Genomic DNA, 23,882 nt, shown 5'->3' on the forward strand with positions numbered 1-23,882 from the left:
TGCCACCTCATTTTTGAATAATCTATTTAGAATTCAAAGTGCTGGTTGGTTTCTTTCTTGAAAACTCTGGAGCTTCTTTAATAGCACCCCCTAGAACTTTAACTGCTTTATGAAGCATTTTGCTGGATTCTTTAGATAATTTCAGGGGTTTATCACCAACATCATTCCAGCCTTTTATTGACAAATCATCCGGTGGTAACTCAAGCTGTTCCCAATTTGCAAACAGGCGGCCCCAGTCGGAATTCAAGATTTCCCTGACTCTGCTGTAATGACTTGGATACCAGTAAAAATCGTGATAAAGAACACTTGCAATATAAGACCATGGAGCTAGTACAGTCTTCAAAGACCATTCCATAGGTTTTTTTAGAGGTCCCCAATATATAAGGTGCTGACCTTTGCTAGCTAGGGTCATCTTCTCAAATGGTCCTACAAAGTTCCATTTTTCATTTAAAGCATCAAGATCACCAACTATTTCAATATCTTTTACATCGCCGCAGCCAAGCCCGGCATCGTGAGCAAGACGAATAAACTTACAATCCTTTAGGGGATCAAATCCCATTAATTTTGCTGCAACAGCATCGATTGCCACCTGGTCAGCTGAGGCCAGTGTAACATTTTTTACATGGGGGATCATGCAGCGAGGTCCCGGGCCATCACCGGCAAAGGTTCCATCCATAACAGCAAAAACGCCGCGATGAATCTTTTTTTGTATCATTAACAGATCTACCAAAGTCTCGTGGATAACGGGGTGAGTCCAATGCCTGCGTTCGTTTAACAGTCCTCCGAAAGCATTCTTCATAGCACCTGTAGTTGTTGTGAAAACATGAGTTTTTACAGTAGGAAGGTGTATGATGTTTTCGCCAATAAATCTCTTAGGAATCGAAAATCCCTTAGGATAAACTTCATTTAGGCACAAAAATTTCTTTGTAAGGTCACCAACAGCTTCTCTTATATCAATCCATTCTTCACCTTCATATAAATGGACATTTCTAAGCCCATGCGATTCTATTACATTAATCTGTTTATTTTCTCTTTCTCCCAGATGAGAGTCGATTACAACAGTTCTATTGTGGCAGCCATGAATCAGATCTTTGTTAAAGCCATCCTTCTTCATAGCACGAATAACACCTTCAAGCTGCCAGGGTGTAGTTGAACTGCCGGGGTAGAAGAAATGCCAGCTTATATTGATCTTCAGTGCAGTATCAACTTCTTTGTCAATATAGTCCTGATAGTTGGCAAGATTCATCAATCTATGATAGTCATCAATAACAGTAGCAGGGTTTGTTTTTATTATAGCAACACGTGACTTTTTCATTTGTAATTCCTTTCATCTACTTTTTATAATACAACTATGTATTATATCATATCCTTTAGTCTGCTGGTACATGTAAAAGCATGGATTTTTAAAATTTAAAAAACAACTCCCGCTATTTTTGTCGGGCTTATCAAATTCTATAAGCCCTAAACAAAATAGTGGGAGTTTCTTGTCATAACAGAAGCTATATTTTCAGCATTCCTAATCTTCTAAAAAGGTTTGTAAAGTGTAACTGGATCCGCTAAAATCCGAAGTTGAATCTTTTTTTGCAGGCGTTCCTTTAACTAAAATATAATATGTACCTTCTTTTAAATCACTTGTGATCTTCTGAACAACAGTATCAACTTCAGTAGCTTCCGAGCTTACGCATATTTCATTTCCGTCCTTATCTAAAAGGGTCATGCTTATCTTACAAGAATCCGAGCCTGAATACATATAGTCGAAAGATAAAGCAAAAAGAGATATCTTTCCGGCTTTGTTCAAGGTAAAGGAATAATAGTCTATATCCTCATTATCAATAAAACTGCCCTCTAAAGACTGGTTTGGAATGACTTCGTTAGCTGTCCCTAAATTATTATTAGGTTCAAATTCTTCAGCAGAGCTTTCATAATAGTTTAGACTGTCTAATGGAATAACACATGCTGAAGCGAAAAGCTTTTTAACACTATTGATTGGTACTGCAAAGTTGATATTCTGTGAATAAAGAATAGTCATACTGGTAATACCAATAACATCCCCATAGGAGTTAAATAGAGGACCTCCGCTGCTGCCGGGAGATATTGAAGCACTTGTCTGTATATAGTCAATTCCAAACATGTTTCTTATACCACTCACAATACCGGTTGTTACAGTATTCTGAAATTCCAAAGGATTACCAATTGCTACTACATCTTCGGCTAATTCAATCTTGTCAGAATCACCTAATCTCACAACAGGTAAGTTGGTAGCGTCTTTTAGCTTCAAAATTGCAATGTCTTTCAATATATTATAGTTGAGCAAGTAATCTACTTTATATTCTGTATTGTTGTTCAAGGTACATGTTATAGATGAAGCACCTGAAATTACATGAAAGTTTGTTACGATAATTCCGTTGCTCTTAATATTAAATCCACTTCCGGAGGCAAGTTGTTCGCCATTTTCATCAAAAGTTTTTATAAATGCAACGGCATCCTTGTTTTTAGCAATTTCCTTAGCACTTAAGGTGGTAGTACCTGTAGCTGTAGAAGACAATACAATTGGTTCTGCCGGATAAGTTTGATTTTTAGGCAAAGTTATTAATATATCTTTCAAAGGTGCCTCAGCATCAAGTCTTTGTTTAATAGATCCTTCAGTGTTTACCCTATATTCCTTTCCACTTTCAGTAAGAATTTCGCTATAATAAACCCAATTGTCAGTAACTTGGAAACTTCCTTCAACTCCGCTACCTATAGTTTTTCTGGTGCTTAAATCTTCCTTTAACTTGTAGAGGTTTTGAATAGTACTGTTATAATAGAGCCAACCGTCATAATAGTTTATACTGTCGATTGAACCACTGACAATTAACTCTTCATTCTGTCCATCTATTCCAACCTTATAGATACCTGAATCATAGCCCTCGCCGATAAAATAGAGCCAGTTTCCAGCCTTAGTTATGTGCATATCTGATCCGTATACATAAGAAAGTTCTGCTGAGTCTGAACCATTTGTTCTTATTTTCCAGAGTGTGTCAGTACTGGTCTTTTGGAAATATATCCAGCCGTCATCGACAATCATATACTTCATTGGGAGGTCGCTTATCTTACGTTCACCTTTACTATCAAGCCTGATTTTATAGGGCTTGTTTCCATCGCTGACATTTATGTAGTATATCCAATCGCCAACGACATTAACATATTCTACGATATCTTCGGAGAGCCTTGTAACTGAGCTTCCGTCTAATTTCATTTTGTAAAGCCTTAATTTATCTTTTTCAGGAAGATAAAATGAGCTGGAATAATATATCCAATCACCCACAATATTAAGATAGTTAACAGAATTTTCACTTATTTGAACTTTCTCAGAACCATCTTTTTTGATCTTCCAGAGACCTTTTTTATACATAGAAGTATAAATCCAGTCATCTTTTTCGCATATAAATCCACCATTGGAAATGTTTCCTGTAGTATTACCACGTAATTCTTCACTGCTGTTTGGTGATATGGTAACGGTTTTAGTGCTGTTGTTCCAATCAACATTAGCACCTAAAGATTCACTAATAAACCTGATAGGAACAAATGTTTTACCATCAATTATTTTAGCAGCTACTTCCAATTGAATGGATTCATCATTTAAATATGCTGTTTTATTGCCAATCTTCAGCTTTATAGACGTATTGCCTTTTAAAGCAGTCACTGTTTTAGTATTGCCATCCCACTCTATGTATGCATCAAGACTTTCAAATATATCTCTCATGGGAACCAAAGTACGGCCAGATTCAATAACTGGAGGATTTGAAAGAGTAAGAGCTTCCCCTCTCACAATAACCTGTATTTCAGATGTAGCTCCAAGAACAGGTAGATTAAATAGGCTGGTTACTAGTAAAAAAACTAGAAAGAAGGAAATATTAATTTTTCTCATGTGTCACCTCTATAAAATTTGTAAAAAAAATAGTGCTAACTATATTTTACCACACAAATTTATGGTATACCAGTATAATATAGATTATAAAAAAATTGTATGAAGAATTTATTTACATTGCTTAAAGGTTTTATGTAAATGTGTTAAATTATTACAAATATAAACCGATTGTAGCTAAAATATAATTTTGGGAATTATGCAGGTTCAAATTTTTATAATATAAAAGCCGGGGTAACCGGCTTTTATATTATAAAGTAGTTGTAGAAGTATATTCAACCTTTATTGTGTCGTCTTTTTGTCTGGCCAACTTTGCTTTATTACCTCTTCCGTCTTCAATATTGAGCTTTTCAAGTTTACAATCAATAAAAAAGTTTACTACTGTGCTTTCTACAAAAGCCGACCAGTTTTGCTTTCTTTCAGTATGATTTTCATCCTTTGTTGCTTCAATAAGTGCATCAATATTATTCACTTTATCGTTTGTAGCCATGATTCTTCCACCTTTCAGCTAACTATATTTTTTAAAAACATTTTATATAATAACATTTTTAATACATCAATGGAAGATAAAAAATTATTTCCAATCGGTCAACGGTAAAATACATCTACCTTAACAGGAGAACCACAGTAAATACATGTATCTGTACCTTTTTCAACAGTCTTATTGCAGGAACTGCACTTTGAAGGAGGAAGAAGTACTCTGCCATCTTCTCTGCCGTCCTTTAAGTCTACGATTTTAAGCTTTTCAATAAGCTTTTCATCGGAATAATTGTGTTCCTCTTTTAGAATTTCCCATAATGCCTCTGTTATTAGCATTAATCTCTCATATTGGTTCTTTGATAACTGCTTTTCAGCACTTGCTTCTTTTTCTAAGGCGTGTAATAATTCATTCACGCAACGTCCCTCCCCTTTTTTATCCAATATACACCATTATATTGCTAATTGACATAGGAATCAAGAACTTCAATAGACTAACAGGAAATAATATTATTATAAAAAGGCCAAACTATATTTCAAAAGAGGAAGGAGTGGATTTAATGGGAAAGAACAAAACAAAAGGTATTAACTCAGATCCAATGAAGGAGAAAACCCAGGAACTTGAAGACACAAACAGAATATCAAAAGGCTATCACAAAAATAACCCTTCTAAGCCGAAGTGAGACAGACTTTTAGTAATACAACAAAATCAGTTGCCCCCTAAGGTAACTGATTTTGTTGTTAGGTGAAACTTTAAAGTATTCGACAAGAATTCCTTAATTATATTTTCTGGATTGCCAATAAGAGAATAATATTTTCTGTTATAAAGTAATGACAAAATGTTATAAAAGATATGACAACTGTAACTTGTTTATGTGGAGTTAAATAAATATAATGGATGTATAAGAGAATGTTGTTGGGAGAATTAAGCAAACAGCACTCAGTATGGGCTACTTTTAAACCATAAATCTCTAATTGTTTTGTAAAACTTTTGAAAGTTATAGAATATTGCTGGTTTTAAAATTTATTTACATAGGGAGGAAAACAAAATGCGCAAAAGTAAAATGTCACTTATTATTATGGTGGTCTTTGTTATTTCAACATTTTTAGCCATCTGCGTTTCGGCACAGACAGTAGAGGCAGCAACGAATAAGCCTTATAGTAATGTGCAGTTTGAAGTAAAAAATGCTGGTGATAATAATTATGTAATGGAAGTAACATTCACGTTTCCAACGTCAGGTTATGAAGTAGAATATGATGACCAAGTAGCCTTAGCTGGTATGGTAAATCCTGACGGCTCAACTTCTATGTCCTTCAGGGCTTCTGTAAATGAGATTATTGAACCTTCGGGTGAATGCCTCCAGGTAGAAACAAAGGAAACAATAACTTATACCCTGGGTAAATTGTCGAAAGGAAAACACCTATTTATCTTGGGTTTCGATGATGGAACTGAGATTGGAAATTACACCATTGAAATTGACGCCTATGAAAAATATCTTCCAACTCCAGATCAGGTTGAGATTAAGGTACAGCCGGACACATTTTCCTGGTCTGCTGGTAATCATTACAAAGCGTTGGTAAATTTAACTTTCCCGGATTCAGGTTATAGAGTAGATTATGAAGATGCACTAACTACATCAACAGTTGAAAATCCTGATGGATCGGATTATACATCCCATGTGGCTAATGCTAATATCACAAAATATACAGGTCCTTCATTGACAGTAATAACGACTAAAACACTTGAATATGATTTAGGATATCTTCCTTTCAATAGCTTACAACAATTTGTATTTTATGTAGATGGACTGAAATACTATGTGCAATTTATATCTCCAAAAGTACTTCCTGTTACAGGCAGCACACAAACCACATCCAGTATACAAGCGGCAGAAAGTTATACTCTTGAATGGGTTGAATACAATCCTCCGATGAATGATATGGAAGTAAAAATAGTAAATGATTCTGAAGCTAATTATATTGCCTATGTTGATATTGCTGTCAGGAACGAATCTGGGTATAGGATAACAACGGATGGTGAAGTTGCAGTATCGGCAGGAGTCAATCCGGACGGGTCAACATTAAAAACATTGCAGGCTTTAGCAACTGTTGAAATGTACGATGGCCGTGTGACAGGTACGCAAACAATGAAGCAAGCCAAATTTGATTTAGGCAAATTGTCATCAGGGAAATATAGGTTTGTTTTTGCAGGTAAGGCATTTAATTTTGATGTAGAATCAGGAACTGTACTTCCAGGGTTATATGGAGATTTGAATAATGACAGTAACGTAAACTCTATTGACTTTGCAGTATTTAGAAAATACATGCTGGATGGAAACAGCGATGGAATATCTTTGAAATTTGCAGATCTCAATGGAGATGGAGTTGTAAACTCAATAGATTTTGCAAATTTGAGGCTTTATTTACTTGGCAAAGTCAGTAAATTGCCCGTTAGTTTTTGATTAGGCATATTTGTTGCATAGAATTTTCAAAATAAGCATACAGATATGCTAATTAGTGGTATAATAAGATGATTACAAAAATAGGAAGTACTATTCGTTTTGATGATAGATTTGCTTATGGCTTAACTATAATTCAATTAATACTTAATTGTAACGAAGAGAGGATTACTTTTGTATCCACTCTTTTTTTTATAATCCAAGGTGCATTAAAATTTGTTCCAATGTTAAAAATAAATATAAATGGAGGCGTTTTCTATTAAAAAAAATGAGCTGCAAATGAATGATGAGATAAGGGATCGTGAGGTTCGACTTATTGACAATGATGGAGCTATGTTAGGCATTATGTCATCAATGGATGCACAAAAAATTGCAATTACGAAAAACCTTGATCTTGTAAAAGTTGTGCCGAATGCAGCACCACCGGTATGTAAGATTATGGACTATGGTAAGAGTATGTTTGAACAGGCTAAAAAGGAGAAAGAAGCTAGAAAAAACCAAAAGGTGGTTTCGCTTAAAGAAGTAAGATTATCTGCTACGATTGAAGAACATGATTTTGACTTTAAAGTAAAAAATGCCTGTAAGTTTCTTCAAGATGGTGATAAAGTCAAAGTTAGTATTAGGTTTCGAGGTAGAGAGATGAAATATACAGTAACTGGGAAGGAAGTTCTGGAAAAGTTTGCTGAAGCAGTTAATGGTGTTGGGATAGTTGAAAAACAACCAAAGCTTGAGGGTAAAAGTATGATGATGATACTTAATCCTAATAAGGAGAAATGATATAGTTTGTTTGAGTGGAAAGAGCTTAAATATTAGAATTGGAGTTATTTGTATAGAAGAAATAGGTGAATTCTCCAATAGAAGAGTATGACAATTTTACTTTAACTTAAATATTTTTGTATAGATATGTAAAATTAGTATAGAATAAGTTGAATATTGGACGCTTGTTCTTAACAAAATATATATAGAATTGAGAATATAATATTTATTATATACCTAAATCTCAATGCATTTGAGGAGGTGCAGTACTGAATGATTGGAAAAGTTAAATGGTTTAATGCTGAAAAAGGTTTTGGTTTTATTGAAAGAGAAGGCGGAGACGATGTGTTTGTGCACTTCTCTGCAATTCAATCGCAAGGTTACAAGTCACTGGATGAGGGGCAAAGAGTGGAGTTCGATCTGGAAAAAGGACAGCGTGGGCTACAGGCCACAAATGTAAGATTATCATAGTTAAATAATACCAGAACGCACTAACACAAAGTTTTAAACACCACTGCGCTAGCGGTGGTGTTTTTTAAGAAGTTATTTACTGAGTCAATTACCCAAGTTTCCAGTTGAATTAAATTTTATAAGATTGTATTATAAGGTTCTTTGAAATACAAGCTGCAATTTATGCTAATAAAACTTGATTTTATGATAATTCTGCCGATAAATACTGAGTAAGTAATTGATTTAAAACGTATTATACATTATTTGGATATTTGAATGTTTATATGACGGTTTAGAATGAATACAAACAATTTAGAGTTAGTAAAGAGAGCGGTGAATGCACAAATGACTGAGATAGACATAAATAAATTCAAGGATGAACTTGAAAAAACCGAAGAGGGCTTCTACTTCAAAGAGATAAAAAGAGTTGTCAGCAAAAATGGGCAAAGAAAAGATGTTATGGGCAAAACACAGGATAGATTCAAATTTGATGTTATTATAGGACATGATGGGGGTTCCTTTTTAGTTGGTGCAGACGATAAAATTGGTTTACCTGAAAGTACCAAAATTTTTATGACAGAAACAAACTCGTTTGTTATAAAGAAAGATGATGGGATGATATTTCTTAATTCGAAGCTTTAATTATCATGATTTATATAAAATATAATCTGTGATTTTCATGTGCCTGTTTGAAACAAATAAGGTTACGTGAAGATATCCCCAAAATTATTATTCAACTATTTTCAAAAAAATTTTCAAAAATTTTTTATATTACCGTCAAAAAAAGTTACTTGGTTTCGTATAACTATTATGTAAGAAAAGGGATTGAGTTTAGAAGCTAAAACTCAATTTAAAATCAGTGTAATAATATATAGATATAAGGTAACTCCCTTGAAAGTACCAAAAGCTCTCTATAGAAAGAAACTGCGAAGTTTAAAAAGCAGGAGAGCACGAAAAAGTATCAGTGAATAAAGGTAATTACTCACTATTTAACCCGAACACCTCTAACTCCCTAGGGTGTTCTTTTTTTTACATAAACACCGACTTAAAAAAAAATCTTACACGAACTATACTATAAAAGGGGAGTGATATGTGAGTGGACATGTGGATTTTGGGTGTGCATACACCCGAAAAGAGATCCTTTATCGATATATTGCATAAAATTAAAAATGGGGATAAGCTCCTGAAAGATAGGTTTATTAGTGATTATAGGCCATTTATTATTAAATCCGTATCTAAGGTGCTTAATAATAAATTTATTGATATAGAAAATAGTGAAGAGTACAGTATTGGGCTGATTGCTTTTAATGAAGCTATTGAAAAGTATAATGAAGATAGGAAGTGCTCTTTTAAGAAATTTTCATATCAGGTTATACAGCGAAGGCTGATTGATTACAGGAGAAAAAACCAGAAGAGTTCTGTAGTCTATCCATTTTCGTATTTCGAAGGGGACGAAACATACGATTTTGAAGAAAAGTTTTTTAAGTCAGAGTATTCAGATCATGTATATAATTTTGAGATTCGTGAAGAGTTTTCTTCTTTTGTTAAGAAGATGGGCGATTTTGGAATATCAATGAATGATCTTGTGAACACTATGCCCAAACATAAAGATTCTAGAAAAACATGTGTTAAAATAGCTAAGCATATAGTTGAAGACGAAAATTTATATGACAAGCTTACTATAAAAAAGACAATTCCATTTAAAAGCTTATCAAAATATATAGATGTAAGCCAACGAACTGTTGAACGAAATAGAAAATACATCATCGCATTGGTTCTAATTCTAAAGAGCGACTTGGATATAATAAAAAACTACATTAAACATCTGGAATAAGCGGGGGTGAAATGAAATGGTGGAATATTTAGGGGTAGTAATTGAAGTTAAAGAGAATAAAGCTTTTGTAATGACAGATAGCTGTGAGGTTGTCTGTATTAGAAAACAACCGGGTATGTATGAAGGATTGGAAATAATATTTGAACCCTCAGAAATAGTAAATAAAACTAAAACAGCAGCAAAATATTCTGCAATAATAGGCAGTGTAGCAGCTGTTTTTATAGCTGTGCTGTTTTATATTAATATTTTCTATACAAATCAGATTTATGCTTATGTAGATATTGACATAAACACAAGCTGGGAGTTGGTGGTTGATAAAGAAAACCGCGTAATAGATATAAAGTCTCATGACAAAAATTCTGAAACTATATTCGATGACCTGGACATAAAGAAAAAGCCATTGGAAGTTGCGCTGGTAGATATGGTTCAAAAGCTTGATGAGAAGGGTATAATCGATTTGGATTCTGATAATAAAGTCTTAATTACAGCTTGTCTAGACGATAAGGACGGAGGAAGCATTGATGAAAAAGGATTGAAAAATCTTCATATTTCTTATAACAAAATTAAAGACGAGCTTTCAAGTAGAAATATCGAGCCTTACTTTATGGAAATCAAATCAGATGACAGGAAACTGGCGGCTGATAATAATTTGTCCATGGGCAGATATTCAGTTTTTAAAATTGGTAAAGAAAAGGGACTTGACTTGGATATTGAGAAGTTGAAACAAAGTCAGATTGGAGAAATTGTTGAAAAGATAGATATTAAAGAGGAATTTGAAGATATAAACAAGGATACTGACAATATTTTAAATAACAATGAAAATGCTTCTAATCAGAAAGCAGATGGAGATAAAGTTGACCAGGAAAACAAGAATGAGAATAGCAGCAATATAGTAGACGATGGAGGAAAAAACTTATCTATCGATGGAATTAGTGATATCGATAACATTGAAGCTATTGAATCAGCAAATAAAGAAACTCAAAAGGTAATCGAAAGAATTCAGCAGCAAATAAATAGTGATGTAGTGTTTGAGACAGAAAAGGCAAACAAGGAAATATCCCAAATTAAAATAAATAGCAGTCTTAGCTATGAAGAAAAAACTAAAAGAATAAGGCAAGTTGAAAACGATTTAAAGTCCAGAATCGATGAAATAAAGAGGATTGGAAATGAGAAAGCTCAAATAGAATTAAACCAGCTTTACCAGAAATCGAATGATTTATTACCGGAACAAAAATAATGTGTATTATTTTTGTTAGACTAGTTTAATGGTAAATTAAATGTTATAATTGATTTTAAGTATTATTAGTTTTCGATATTATTTATTTTTAGATGGGGCATTGGGGGGATTAGAGTGAAAAGACTTGGCGTTATAACAATCTTAATAGCAATTCTTATTAACACCATTGGTAGTAACGTTATGGCCAAGGATACTGAGAGAGAGTTTTCGCTATGCATGGCTGAAAAAGATCAAGCATATGGTCATATTGGTAAAAAGTCTATCCAAAGTACTGAAGAAACAAATCCTGAAACTATTCAATTGGATGATGAAGTTTCACCCGAAAATAACACATGTGATAAAGATGATAAACAATCGTACTGGTTATCTGTTCATAATACATATAAACCTGAGGCAACGCCTTCATCTACTGGCCATAATTTAACAACTCGGACACATGCTTCTGCAGATATACAGCAAGAACAGATCCCTTGTAATAGTAATAGACCCAAGATGTGGGCACAACCGTCTTCACAGGCACATATACCTGAGGTGACGCCATCTAATATTGCTTGTAGACCTGAGGCGGCGCCAACTTTTAGTGGGTGTGATTCCGGTGGATGGCAACATCATTCTTGGAACGAATATAAACCAGAAGCAACGCCATCCAAAATTGATTGTAAACCTATTACAACACCATTTTCTGGTGGATGTGATTCCAGTGGATGGCAATATCATTCCTGGAACGAATATAACCCAGAAGCAACACCTTCAAATAATGGATGTAATCCATTGGTACCACCTTCTAACACGCATAAGCCAGTAATCGCTTCAAGTGATAGAGAGAGACCAAGAGTATGGGTAACCCCACCTACTAATACATATAAGCAGGATCCACAAACTTATAACAACGATAAGCCTAAGAATGGGTTTGTACAACAACCTAGTGAAATTGAAAGTCGCAATTTTGATAGTACGGTTTTGCTTACAAAACCAAATTCAAGTAATGAACTTAGTTTGATAAACGCTGAACTTGAAAAGGCTAGGCAGAAGTTATCTGATATTAGGAATAAGGCACAGGGGCAAATTAACGCTGAGATAAAATCAACACAGGAAAAGATAAATGAGATTGGTAATAGAAAGGATATAAATTCAAAACAAAAGGATTCAAAGATTAAGAAATTCAAAGATGAGCTTGAGCTAAAGGTAAAACAAATTGAGAAAGATGCAACAAAACAGGTAAAGGATGTTATTGAAAATCAAAATTCAAAAATTAGATCCATTCTTAATTAGAATGAAAACTTTATAGTAAATAACTGACGCCCCTATTTTAGAATTAAATCTCTAATAGGGGCGTTTTTAATACTTTGAATGATTGGAAATTTGTAATATTAGAAAGTACTAGTGAATAAAGACTGTTGTCTTTTCAGGGATATTGTTTGTGAACCACTCACTTTCTTCAACTGGCATTCTTATGCAGCCTGCTGAAGCTACTGTTCCAAGAGTGCCGTCATATAATTCTCCATCCTTTTTTACTTTTACTGAATGAAAGAAATATGACGAATAGAAGCCGACATAGTTTTTTACCCAGACACTTCCACCCGCATGCATCCATTTTCCTCGGTTACTGCTAATAGAATATGTACCTTTTGGGGTTGGTGAAATGTTTTTACCTGAGGCACAGGGGATTTTTTTTTCAACTTCCCATTTACCATCATTACGAGTAAAGATATTAATAAGCTGTTTCTTAAGATCTACCCAAATAAGATAATCGGTTGGACTGCTTAATTTGAAATAGTTGTTTACAAAATACTCGGATTCTGAATCGGTAAGTCTTTCTTTCGAAGGCTCAAATTTAGTATCTATAGATAGATATTCTCTTTTGGTCCACCCTGATATATTACCACTTTTAACATAGTACCATTTATAGTCCTTATCTCTTACAATTTCCACCTTTCCTTTTGGAAGATTGGTATTAACCTTTCCACCTATAGAGTAATATAGCGGCGTACGGTCATTAATAGAGCCATAAACAAAATGCTCTGGGACTAACTCTTCAATATTTCTTTGTGGTTTTACTGAGAGATTATGGTGATAAATATGTACGGTTTTGGTATTTGCACCCCAGAATATTTTCATTCCCAAACCTTTAGATGCAGTTGACAGAGGAACATATATACGGTTATCTATATATTCTGTTTTAGTATCAATATATGTTGCACTTCCGTTAACATTTAAGATCCGGCTGTCGGGGAAGAATTCCAAATCCACTTTATGCTGAGTGAGTAAATCAAAATCGACAGAATTAACATAGGTTTTGTTATCTATGACTTTAATATCTTTTAACTTAATAGGCTCTGAATTTGCATAATAGTATACGCTATTAGAAACACTCGTGGCTTCTTCGGTTGAGGATATGCTATCAATTTTAATTGTTTTATTGCTTGAATCAATAAAGGTTTCATAGCCAAATGTTTCTGCAATAAGACTCAGAGGCACAAAACTTATACCGTTTTTTATAATAGCTGTGTATATAAGATCAGTTTTTCTCCCATTCATAAATGCTTGTTTTTTGCCTACTGCCAGATGAAGGTATTTGCCGGCTTTTTCAAGCATTATAGTCTGATCTTCTGAAATCCAATCGATATTTATTTTGAGTGCTTTTGCCAATTCCTTTATAGGCACTAAGACTGCATCTTCTGAAACGATTGGTTCAGTTAATAAAGCACGGTCACTGACCATAACCTTATACGGCGCGTTTTTTTGATTTTCATCCTTGCCAAGGGGAATTTCTCCTGAGGATGACTCAATCACAACGCTGGAGTCTGCACTGTTCAATGCGTCTTCCAAATTATCTACCGACGCATAAACGATATTCAGAGGGGAAATCAACAAACAAAAAATAAGGGATGCTAGAGTTACAATTTTCTTCATGCAAATAAACAAGGCTATACCTTGTTGTCCTCCTTTCGTGCATTTGAAATGCAATAAATAAAATACATAGAACCATATGCTTGAAGATTTGGTTTTATGCATAGTTTGTAATTTATTAAAATGTTGTGAAGCGATATTTAGATTCTGGTATTTCTCTTTGGTAAGAATATGTAAGAATGTTTTTACCAATCTGCTAGACTGGTGGATATGCGAAACAAAATGATGTATAGAAAAAATAATAGTTATAATGTAATAATATAATATTCTACACGTTTTTAAAGAAATCCTGCTTAAGTTATTCATTTATATATATTAGAAATAGTTTAAATGTAAGAGAATAATACTGCATGTCAAAGTACACTGCAAGATAAAGTTACTTTGTATGAGTTTTTTGTAGTGCAAATAATATTAATAAGTAATATTACAAACAATTGTAATAATAAAAAACCATTAATTAATATTATTTATGGTGCAATTTGTTAGGTTAAGTGATATAATAAGTAAAGATATTATTCACACAAGACATTGAAGTAATTCATTTCAGCACAACATATCTATATTCGATTTATATGTCGCCACGCATCCAATGTACGTTTATATAATTTATTATATAAATATATTTTCAAATTATTGTGGGAGGGAATAATAATGAAAAAACTATGTTTTATCCTAGCAGTTATTACGTTACTGGCTGCTTCGATTCCGTCTTTTGTATTTGGAGAAGATCAATATCCTGGATTTAGCGTACAGGGAAGATTTCTTTATGACAAGGATGGCGAAAAGGTAATTCCTTATGGCGTTAATGAAATGTCCATTTGGGGAGATATCGATGGAGATGTAAAGCTTCCAGAGATAAAAAAGACTGGCGCTAATACTGTTAGACTTGTTTGGAGTATTACAGCGCCTGCAAGAAAGTTGGATATTTTGATTTATAATTGCCGGATAAATAACATGATACCTATGATTGAGGTTCATGATGCTACTGGTGATTTTAGCAAACTTCAGACACTTGTAGATTATTGGACAAGCCCTGATGTAGTGAACGTATTAAAGAGACATCAGGAATACCTCCTTATAAACATAGGTAATGAAGTTGGACAGGATGTATCGAAAGCTGATTTTATCGCGGGTTATACAAAAGCAGTTACAAGAATGAGAGAGGCAGGAATTCACGTACCATTGGTAATTGACGCCTGCAAATATGGTCAGGATATTAATATGCTTCAATCAGCAGGTCCGGATCTTATTAAAGCTGACCCCGATCAAAATCTTATGTTCTCTATACATATGTGGTGGCCTTACATGTGGGGACACACTGACCAGGAAGTAGTTAATGAGATTAAAGAATCTGTTGATATGGAATTGCCGTTGATAGTTGGTGAATTCGGACATCAGTGGGAAGCTTCAACATCAGGAGCAATACCTTATAAGACAATTCTAGAGCAGTGTCATTTGAATGATGTAGGATATCTTGCATGGTCATGGGGACCAGGAAACACTCCGCAAACATTCTTGGACATGACAACGGATGGTACTTTTGCTACCCTCGTAGATTGGGGTAAAGAAGTTTGTATAAATAATACACATAGTATAAAAAATATTTCTGTGCGTCCTGCTTCTATGCTGAAAGAGCCTTCAACAACCCCTCCTGAAGTGAATATACCTGCAGGCAGCGTTGCAACTAATAAGAAGGTATATGCTTCTTCTGTTGAATCAAACAGCACCAATGCAGCAGAAAATGCTGTAGATGGAAACATAGCTACAAGATGGGCTTCACAGTATAGTGACCCTCAGTGGATCTATGTAGATCTTGAGAAAGAATATGAAATAGAAAGAATATACATTGAATGGGAAACAGCGTATGCAAGTCAGTATAAGATTCAGGTATCCAACGATGCAACCAGTTGGACTGATGTTGTAACGCAGTTTAATGGAGATGGGGATATTGACGATATCACATTGAGTACTACTGCAAAAGGAAGATATGTAAGAGTTTACTGTACGCAAAGGAAGACATCTTATGGAGATTCGATATTTGAATTTGGTGTATATCCAAAGGGTGGAAGTGTTGTAACACCAACTCCAACAAGCACTGTAACACCTACTCCAACCAGAAATATCTTGCTTGGAGATGTAGATTTTAATGGATTTGTCAATTCACTTGACTTTGGTAAGATAAGAATGTATTTGTTGGGAATGATCCAACTTACACCGGAAGAGCTAGAAGCTGCTGATGTAGATAAAGATGGAAAGGTTACCTCGATAGATTTTGGTAAGATAAGAATGAATTTGTTAGGTTTGCGATCTGCATTCTAAACGTATATACAAAACTTAATTTTAAGTTAAGAAAACTTCTGCTTATGATAGATAATTAAGCGGAAGTTTTTTTGTGAAATTCTGTTTTATTGAAGAATAAATGATGAAGTAATATTTAAGCTATTCCTTAATAACTTGCTTGGGACTTTTTGTTTACTACAGTAAATATTTTGTTTTGCGAATAAAATTTAGTCTTATTTGTCATAATATTACTAAAAATAGTTTGGAGTATATCTAAATGAAACTCCCATTGCCCTTAAAACAAGGGTATAAGCAGATAATGTTGTGACGAAAAAAGAAAAGCAAAACCCGGAATTTAGGTGATATATAATGAAAAGGTTATTATTAGTACTTACTATACTGGCAAATATGTTTTTAGGCGGATGTATATCGGAAGAATTGACTGATATTGGGATAGCCGTTTCTGTAGGAATTGATAAGTCAGAGGATGGTTATTTAGTTACTTATCAAGTAATGAATCCAAAAGCAATTTCATCAAAGGCTCCCAATGAGGCGCCTGTTGTGTTATATACAGAAAGTGGAAAGGATCTGTTTCAGATAAAGAGGAAGATTACGCAACAATCTCCAAGAAAAATGTACCATTCGCACTTGAGAACTGTTATTTTTAGTGAAGAAATTGCAAAAGAAGGTATCAAAGACATGATGGACTTTTTTGTCCGTGGACACGAATACCGTACTGACTTTTATTTTCTTATAGCAAAAGGAACAACCGCACATAATATTTTGAAAGTCATAACGCCTTTTGAAACGGTACCACAAATGGAAGTATACAATGCTCTTGAGAAGTCTGAGAAAAATTGGGCCCCAACAAAAACCATTAAAATTTATGAACTTATCAACAAGATTATTTCTGACGGAGATAACCCGGTAATACCTGGTGTTGAGATTATTGACCCCAAAGATAAATCCGATTCCAATGACAACTTAAAACTGAGTGATGCTACTAAATTAAGGGTAACAAGCTTGGGTGTATTTAAAAAGGATAAGTTTGTAGGCTGGCTGGCTGAGGATGAAAGCAGGGGTTACAACTATATACGTGGAAATGTAGAAACTACAGCGGGATATATTGAATATGAACAAAACCGTATATCTTTTGAGGTTGTTAAAGCAGACGAAAAAAGAAAAGTTTATATGTTAAATGGTAAACCAGCTATAAATGTTGAAATTAATTTGACACATAATATTTCTGCCATCACAGGTAATTTAGACTTAACAGACGAAGATATTGCTAAAAAAGTGAATGATGCGGCGGAAAAAAAGTTGAAAATGGTTATAAATAGTTCATTGAAACGGGCAAAAGAGGATTTTGGGTCAGATATTTTCGGTTTTGGTGAAGATATACACAGAGCTTATCCAAAACTGTGGAACGATATAAAGGATGATTGGAATAATGAATTTATTGAGCTTCCGGTAAATATTGACGTAAAAGTCAAATTGAATGGTTTGGGTGCTAGCACTAAATCTGTTTTTTCGAAAGGGGATTAAAAGTGCAAAGATAAGATTGTATTTGTTTGGAATGACTACTGATTTTTTTGTTCATTTACGTCCATTCCAAATATGTTAAATATGAATAAATTTTAGTAAAATTTGTGATACTATTACTAAAATTTGAGTGGAGCATATTTGGATGAAACTATTTAAAAATAGTAAGGGAAGAAGAAATTCAACAGATAGCACCTGCACAGCCAATTGTATAAGTGAGGGGCTAGATGAGAATGTTGATAAAATTAAAAAAGAATTTGGAAATCCGAGTGACCTGGTTATAAAAATTTTTGAACCGGATAATTATGATGGCTTGAGATATGCAAATATATATATTGAAACTCTTATAGATAAGGTAAGTATTAATAGCCTTTCGACTAGTATGAATGAAATTTTAAAGCCAAAGAATACTCTTGAAAATTCAACACCCGAAGAGTACTTTAGAATATTTAGAAATTATTTTTTAAGTTTTAGAAAGTCAGAAGAAGGTTCTGATTTTGATAATTTATTTACCAATCTATTATCGGGAAAAACAATACTTTTAATTGATGGGTATGACAGGTTTATTTCTATCGATATTTTTTCAACGGAGAGCCGCTCTGTTGAAGAGCCTACCACTCAAAGCGTAATTAGGGGACCAAAGGAAGGATTTATAGAAAAAGTAGATGTAAACATTTCGCTGGTCAGAAAGAGACTTAAAACCAAAGATTTAAGAGTTGAGAATTTGATTTTGGGAAGTGTAACACATACAAGAATTTCGTTAATGTACATTGATAAAATTGCAAAAAAAGATATTGTTGATGAAATAAGACGCAGGCTTAATAAGATAAAAATTGACGCTATCTTAGACAGCGGAAATATAGAAGAATTAATCAAGGATGATAGGTGGTCTGCTTTTCCGGAATTATTAAACTCAGAAAAACCCGATTCTGTTGCTGCGAATCTGCTAGAGGGAAGAGTTGCCATTTTTGTGGATGGAAGTCCGTATGTTCTTACAGCACCGGCACTGTTTGTTGAATTCCTTCAGGTGAGTGAAGATTATTACCACCATTTTTTAGTTTCTACATTCATCCGCATATTAAGGTATTCTGCTACTTTTCTTACACTATTTGTTCCGGCACTATATATTTCATTACTTACATTCCACCAGGAGATGATTCCAACACCTTTGCTGATAAGCATTGCTTCACAGCGTGAAGGCGTTCCGTTCCCTGCTTTTATTGAAGCAATTTTGATGGAGTTGGTGTTTGAAATCCTAAGAGAAGCGGGAATAAGAATGCCAAGGGTTATTGGTCCTGCTATTTCAATTGTTGGTGCCTTGGTTTTAGGTCAGGCTGCCGTTGAGGCCGGGATAATATCTGCGTTTATGGTAATAATAGTGTCAATTACTGCTATTTCAAGCTTTGCAATACCAAATTACTCGTTGGCTAATGCTATAAGGCTAATAAGGTTTGCGTTAATGGTGATGGCAGGGATTTATGGATTATATGGCGTTTTTATGGGATTTATTGCATTACTCCTTCATTTGTGCAAGTTGAAATCAATTGGGATTCCCTATATGACTCCAATTGCCCCTAAAACAAAATATGCCACAAAAGATACCATTATAAGGTATCCTTTATGGTCGAATAAAACAAGGCCAGCAGGAATTAGTGGGTTAAACGTGCCAAGGGTAGAAGCAGATAATGTTGTGACGAAAAAAGAAAAGGAAAATCCGGAATTCAGGTGATATACAATGAAAAGGTTATTATTAGTACTTACTATACTGGCAAATATGTTTTTAGGCGGATGTATATCGGAAGAATTGACTGATATTGGGATAGCCGTTTCTGTAGGAATTGATAAGTCGGAGGATGGTTATTTAGTTACTTATCAAGTAATGAATCCAAAAGCAATTTCATCAAAGGCTCCCAATGAGGCGCCTGTTGTTTTATATACAGAAAGTGGAAAAGATCTGTTTCAGATAAAGAGGAAGATTACGCAGCAATCTCCAAGAAAAATGTACCATTCGCACTTGAGAACTGTTATTTTTAGTGAAGAAATTGCAAAAGAAGGTATCAAAGACATGATGGACTTTTTTGTCCGTGGACACGAATACCGTACTGACTTTTATTTTCTTATAGCAAAAGGAACAACCGCACATAATATTTTGAAAGTCATAACGCCTTTTGAATCGGTACCACAAATGGAAGTATACAATGCTCTTGAAAGATCTCAGAAAAATTGGGCACCAACAAAAACCATTAAAATTTATGAACTTATCAACAAGATTATTTCTGACGGAGATAACCCGGTAATACCTGGTGTTGAGATTATTGACCCCAAAGATAAGTCCGATTCCAATGACAACTTAAAACTGAGCGATGCTACTAAATTAAGGGTAACAAGCTTGGGTGCATTTAAAAAGGATAAGTTTGTAGGCTGGCTGACTGAGGATGAAAGCAGGGGTTACAACTATATTGTTGGAAATGTGGAAAGTACAGCAGGATATGCTGTATATGAAGAAAACCGTATATCTGCTGAGGTCTTTAATGTGAAAATGAAAAGAAAAGTTTATATATTAAATGGTAAACCAGCTATAAATGTTGAAATTAATTGGATACAGGATATTTCTGCCATCACAGGTGATTTAGATATAACAGACGAAGATGTTATTGAAAAATTTAATGTTAAGGCTGAAGAAAAATTGACAAATCTTTGCAAAGATGTATTAAAAGCGGCGAAAGAGGATTTTAGAACAGATATCTTCGGCTTTGGTGAAGATATACACAGAGCTTATCCAAAACTATGGAAGGATATGAAGGATGATTGGAATAACGAATTTACTGAGCTTCCGGTAAGTTTTAAGGTAAAAGTCAAGTTGAATAATTTGGGAGCTAGCACTAAATCTGTTTTTTCGAAAGGAGATTGAAAGTGAATATTGTAACTATCTTGGCAGTATTGGTTTTTGCTGTAATATTGTCTTTCATAGAAGTGCCTAAAATGCTTAAAAACAAATCCTACAGAGAGTTTTGGAGTTTTTCAATTTTGCTGCTTTTGGGTGTTACTCTGACCATTCTAAAAAGTCTGGGTGTGCCGTTGTCCAACCCATCCGACTGGGTAGCATGGGTATTTTCACCGGTATCGGATTTGATAAAGCCGATTTATAAATAGATATGAAGGGATATTACAGATGAATAAAATTATAATATCAAGCCGCCAATTGGGGATTTTACTGTCAGGTGTTATGTTTGGTTCTGCTCCACTTTTAATTTCATCGAGTGTTGCAGCTTTGGCAGGGCCTGATTCATGGATATCTATAATTATTGCAACCGTTGTTGGATTGCTTGTTGTTTGGATCAATACTATTCTAGCTCAATTGCATCCTGGGAAAACAATTTTAGAGGTTATACAGATAGTATTGGGTAAATGGCTTGGCGGTTTTATGGCTGTTTGCTTTGTCTTAATAACCTTTATCACAGGAACTCAAGTTGCATGGTATGTGGGAGACTTTTTTACAACAATGTATATGGCAGGAACATCGAGTTATTATATAAATATTTTATTTGTAGCTGTATTGGCAATTGCACTACTATATGGTTTGGAAGCAATGTTTAGGGCAACTGAAATTATTTTTATGCTTGGTTTTCCACTCATGACTATATCTCTGATTATGCTTGCTCCTCAAGTTAAAGTAGATAACCTGTTGCCAATTATGGAAAATGGAATAGGTCCTGCAATTAAGGGTGTAATTCCAATTATGAGCTTTGTTATCATGCCAATTATATTGTTAAATATGGTTTTTCCAGCTAATATAGTGGATTTCAAAAAGGCCAAAAAAGCAATGTTTGTAGGTTATTTTTTGGGGATAATTGTTTCGGCTTTTGCAATTATGTTTTGTGTTTTAGTCTTAGGTAGCACTGTTACTGCAAATTTACGTTTTCCGCTGTTCACGGTAACAAAGGAAATCAATGTAGGTACTATATTTTCAAGAGTTGAGGCCTTAGTTGTATTTGTCTGGATTGTAACTAATTTTATTTCTACTTATGCTTTTTTATATGCAAGTATTAAAGGGTTATCCCAACTTTTAAAGCTTAAGGATTATAAAACACTGGTTTTGCCTTTTTGTTTAATTGTAGCTGTCTACTCAGGAATTATATATGATAATGTTCCATATGAGATAAGGTGGGACAGTGAGGTTTGGACTCCTGTGTCGTTTACTTTTGGCCTTTTTCTGCCGTTATTGCTGCTGATTGTTTCTTTGATAAGAAAAAAGTTTAATAAGCAGCAAGAAGGTTGTAGTAGATAGCTTTATATGAAAATTGTTCAGATAAGACCGCTAATTGTCAAGAAAAGGTGCAAAGTGTATTGGTTTTGAACACAGTGAAAGGGTGAGTCATGAATGAATAAAATTAAAATATCAAACCATCAATTAGCAATTCTAGAGTCTATTATAGTAGTTGGTGCTACACCACTTATAATTCCGTCCCTTGTTGCATCTGTAGCGGGAAAGGATTCCTTGATTTCTGTAATTATTGCAATTGCAGTAGGATTGCCGATTGTTTGGATTTATACTTACTTAGCAGGATTATATCCGGAAAAAACTTTTGTAGAGATTATGCAACTATTGCTTGGCAAATGGTTTGGAGGTTTTATAGCACTTAATTTTGTCTTTATAGCACTATTGTCAGCTGCTCATCTTATATGGTACATAGGCGATTTTTTTACAACTGTGTATATGACTGGAATATCTAGTTATTATATTAATATTTTATTTATAGTTGTTATGGCAATTGCTCTTATATATGGTCTAGAAGTTATAGCCAGGGTTAGAGAGATACTATTTTTATTTACTTTTCCTCTCTTTATTGTAGTTATATTATTTATTATTCCAAAGTATAAAATTGATAACTTATTACCAGCTTTGGAAAATGGCATAGTTCCTGCAGTTAAAGGCATATTCCCAATACTGAATAGTACTGTTTTTCCTAGCTTGTTTTTATTGATGATTTTTCCCGCTAACATCAAAAATATAAAGGCAGCAAAAAAATCAATTTTTAAAGGTTATCTGTTAGGAATGTTTGAATTACTTGGTATCATTATGATGTGTCTTTTAGTTATGGGAGGTGAACTTACTGCAAACTTGCGATATCCACTTTTTACCGTTACAAAGGAAATAGATGTTGGCACGATATTTTCACGGCTTGAAGCCTTAATCGTAATTGTCTGGTTGGCTGTTGGTTTTTATGCGGCACTTATTGGTTTTTATGCCGGGGCTTTTGGTTTATCACAGGTTTTAAAACTTAAGGATTATAAGAAAATTGTTCTGCCGCTATTATTAATAGTAGCTGTTTATTCAGGGTTTATATATAAGAATGTACCTTATCAAATCAATTATGACCAGCTGGTTAGGACTCCTTCTTCCATAGCTTTCGGGTTTGTTCTGCCCGTAGTGCTGTTGATTATTGCATTAATAAGGAAAAAGCTAGAAACTAAAAAAGCATCCAATAAAAAATAACTTCCGCTATAATTTTGCTACAACACGCATGCTTTGCATGAGTGCCGCGCAAAAAAGTGGAAGTTATTATTCATTCATGCCTTAATACAATTAGAATAGCAACGAAACTGTTAAAAACGTGGAGTTACTTCTGGATATATGTGGAACAAATGTCCTGGGGTTTTTATTCCGTGGGTTTTGCTTTTTCATGTCCATACTTTGCCTTACCTTGAATTTCCGGAACAGGCGGTAAATCGTTTTTGGGTATGTGCAATTTGTGGTTACTTTCTGTACCATGCGGTTCCTTTGGGTCAGGCCTTCTCATACCAGCTTTAGCCATTTTTTTCACTCCTCATAAAAATCAACTATTTGTTGTAAAATAGTTTTCCATATCTAAAAAAATATATTCTTCATCTCTAAAAAAGGATGGGGTTTCTAAATATTTCAGCTACTCCGTAACTATTTTGTAACCTAGAAATTTTTGGTGGGATTTATAATTATGTTGTTCAATATTTTTATTGTTTTTATCTTTCAACTAGTAGTTAGTCCGGGGT

At 34.1% G+C, this 23,882-nt stretch carries 21 protein-coding genes; 15 read left to right on the forward strand and 6 right to left on the reverse strand.

The annotated features are described in order from the left end of the window. Window positions 1–22: 22 nt before the first annotated feature. From ACECE_RS0225600 to ACECE_RS0225615, 4 genes are all read right to left on the reverse strand, one after another. The gene (locus ACECE_RS0225600) at window positions 23–1,315 is read right to left on the reverse strand and encodes a DUF362 domain-containing protein (RefSeq protein WP_010252641.1); all 1,293 of its coding nucleotides are present in this window, start codon (window positions 1,313–1,315) and stop codon (window positions 23–25) included. A 201-nt stretch (window positions 1,316–1,516) separates the two neighbouring features. Next, complete coding sequence (locus ACECE_RS29870; protein ID WP_010252644.1) at window positions 1,517–3,910, reverse strand: DUF5050 domain-containing protein; 2,394 nt, start codon at window positions 3,908–3,910, stop codon at window positions 1,517–1,519. A 247-nt stretch (window positions 3,911–4,157) separates the two neighbouring features. Beyond that, window positions 4,158–4,397 carry a hypothetical protein gene (locus tag ACECE_RS0225610; protein ID WP_010252647.1) on the reverse strand — a complete coding sequence of 80 codons (240 nt, stop codon included), beginning with the start codon at window positions 4,395–4,397 and terminating at the stop codon, window positions 4,158–4,160. A gap of 98 nt (window positions 4,398–4,495) precedes the next feature. Then, on the reverse strand, window positions 4,496–4,801 hold the full coding sequence (locus tag ACECE_RS0225615) for a hypothetical protein (protein WP_010252650.1): 306 nt from the start codon (window positions 4,799–4,801) through the stop codon (window positions 4,496–4,498). 143 nt (window positions 4,802–4,944) lie between these two features. Between ACECE_RS0225615 and ACECE_RS32150 the strand changes: the two genes are divergently transcribed. The 8 genes from ACECE_RS32150 to ACECE_RS0225660 all read left to right on the forward strand — a co-directional run bounded on the left by ACECE_RS32150 (window position 4,945) and on the right by ACECE_RS0225660 (window position 12,392). Next, entirely contained in the window at window positions 4,945–5,067 is a 123-nt protein-coding gene (locus tag ACECE_RS32150; RefSeq protein ID WP_268871032.1) for a hypothetical protein, read from the forward strand. 366 nt (window positions 5,068–5,433) lie between these two features. Next, window positions 5,434–6,846: a dockerin type I domain-containing protein gene (locus ACECE_RS0225625; protein ID WP_010252654.1), complete on the forward strand. Its 1,413-nt coding sequence runs from the start codon at window positions 5,434–5,436 to the stop codon at window positions 6,844–6,846. Between the two features lie 240 nt (window positions 6,847–7,086). After that, the gene (infC, locus tag ACECE_RS0225635; protein ID WP_010252660.1) at window positions 7,087–7,620 is read left to right on the forward strand and encodes a translation initiation factor IF-3; all 534 of its coding nucleotides are present in this window, start codon (window positions 7,087–7,089) and stop codon (window positions 7,618–7,620) included. 252 nt (window positions 7,621–7,872) lie between these two features. After that, entirely contained in the window at window positions 7,873–8,070 is a 198-nt protein-coding gene (locus tag ACECE_RS0225640; protein WP_010252662.1) for a cold-shock protein, read from the forward strand. A 276-nt stretch (window positions 8,071–8,346) separates the two neighbouring features. Then, on the forward strand, window positions 8,347–8,691 hold the full coding sequence (locus ACECE_RS0225645; protein ID WP_010252665.1) for a hypothetical protein: 345 nt from the start codon (window positions 8,347–8,349) through the stop codon (window positions 8,689–8,691). 460 nt (window positions 8,692–9,151) lie between these two features. Then, window positions 9,152–9,883, forward strand: a complete 732-nt coding sequence (sigI, locus tag ACECE_RS0225650) for an RNA polymerase sigma-I factor (RefSeq protein WP_026074009.1) — start codon at window positions 9,152–9,154, stop codon at window positions 9,881–9,883. Between the two features lie 16 nt (window positions 9,884–9,899). After that, a complete protein-coding gene (locus ACECE_RS0225655; protein ID WP_010252672.1) occupies window positions 9,900–11,120 on the forward strand; it encodes an anti-sigma factor domain-containing protein in 1,221 nt (406 codons plus the stop codon). A gap of 114 nt (window positions 11,121–11,234) precedes the next feature. Continuing rightward, window positions 11,235–12,392, forward strand: coding sequence for a hypothetical protein (locus ACECE_RS0225660; RefSeq protein ID WP_010252674.1), 1,158 nt, complete (start codon window positions 11,235–11,237; stop codon window positions 12,390–12,392). Between the two features lie 108 nt (window positions 12,393–12,500). Here ACECE_RS0225660 and ACECE_RS29875 read toward each other — a convergent pair whose 3' ends face one another. After that, a complete protein-coding gene (locus ACECE_RS29875) occupies window positions 12,501–14,033 on the reverse strand; it encodes a stalk domain-containing protein (protein ID WP_051033596.1) in 1,533 nt (510 codons plus the stop codon). Between the two features lie 648 nt (window positions 14,034–14,681). Here ACECE_RS29875 and ACECE_RS0225670 point away from each other — a divergent pair. The 7 genes from ACECE_RS0225670 to ACECE_RS0225700 all read left to right on the forward strand — a co-directional run bounded on the left by ACECE_RS0225670 (window position 14,682) and on the right by ACECE_RS0225700 (window position 23,349). After that, window positions 14,682–16,349, forward strand: coding sequence for a discoidin domain-containing protein (locus ACECE_RS0225670; RefSeq protein ID WP_010252681.1), 1,668 nt, complete (start codon window positions 14,682–14,684; stop codon window positions 16,347–16,349). Between the two features lie 330 nt (window positions 16,350–16,679). Then, a complete protein-coding gene (locus tag ACECE_RS0225675) occupies window positions 16,680–17,855 on the forward strand; it encodes a Ger(x)C family spore germination protein (protein WP_010252684.1) in 1,176 nt (391 codons plus the stop codon). A gap of 142 nt (window positions 17,856–17,997) precedes the next feature. Next, window positions 17,998–19,581, forward strand: coding sequence for a spore germination protein (locus ACECE_RS0225680; RefSeq protein ID WP_010252687.1), 1,584 nt, complete (start codon window positions 17,998–18,000; stop codon window positions 19,579–19,581). Window positions 19,582–19,587: 6 nt separating this feature from the next. Beyond that, on the forward strand, window positions 19,588–20,763 hold the full coding sequence (locus ACECE_RS0225685; protein ID WP_010252690.1) for a Ger(x)C family spore germination protein: 1,176 nt from the start codon (window positions 19,588–19,590) through the stop codon (window positions 20,761–20,763). Window positions 20,764–20,765: 2 nt separating this feature from the next. Continuing rightward, window positions 20,766–21,005: a hypothetical protein gene (locus ACECE_RS0225690; protein ID WP_010252693.1), complete on the forward strand. Its 240-nt coding sequence runs from the start codon at window positions 20,766–20,768 to the stop codon at window positions 21,003–21,005. Window positions 21,006–21,024: 19 nt separating this feature from the next. Next, a complete protein-coding gene (locus ACECE_RS0225695; RefSeq protein ID WP_010252694.1) occupies window positions 21,025–22,140 on the forward strand; it encodes a GerAB/ArcD/ProY family transporter in 1,116 nt (371 codons plus the stop codon). 93 nt (window positions 22,141–22,233) lie between these two features. Beyond that, window positions 22,234–23,349, forward strand: coding sequence for a GerAB/ArcD/ProY family transporter (locus ACECE_RS0225700; protein WP_010252697.1), 1,116 nt, complete (start codon window positions 22,234–22,236; stop codon window positions 23,347–23,349). Window positions 23,350–23,512: 163 nt separating this feature from the next. Here ACECE_RS0225700 and ACECE_RS31405 read toward each other — a convergent pair whose 3' ends face one another. Continuing rightward, window positions 23,513–23,668 carry a hypothetical protein gene (locus tag ACECE_RS31405; protein WP_010252699.1) on the reverse strand — a complete coding sequence of 52 codons (156 nt, stop codon included), beginning with the start codon at window positions 23,666–23,668 and terminating at the stop codon, window positions 23,513–23,515. Between the last annotated feature and the right edge of the window lie 214 nt (window positions 23,669–23,882).

The sequence above is a fragment of the Acetivibrio cellulolyticus CD2 genome (genome assembly GCF_000179595.2).
GTDB lineage: Bacteria > Bacillota > Clostridia > Acetivibrionales > Acetivibrionaceae > Acetivibrio > Acetivibrio cellulolyticus.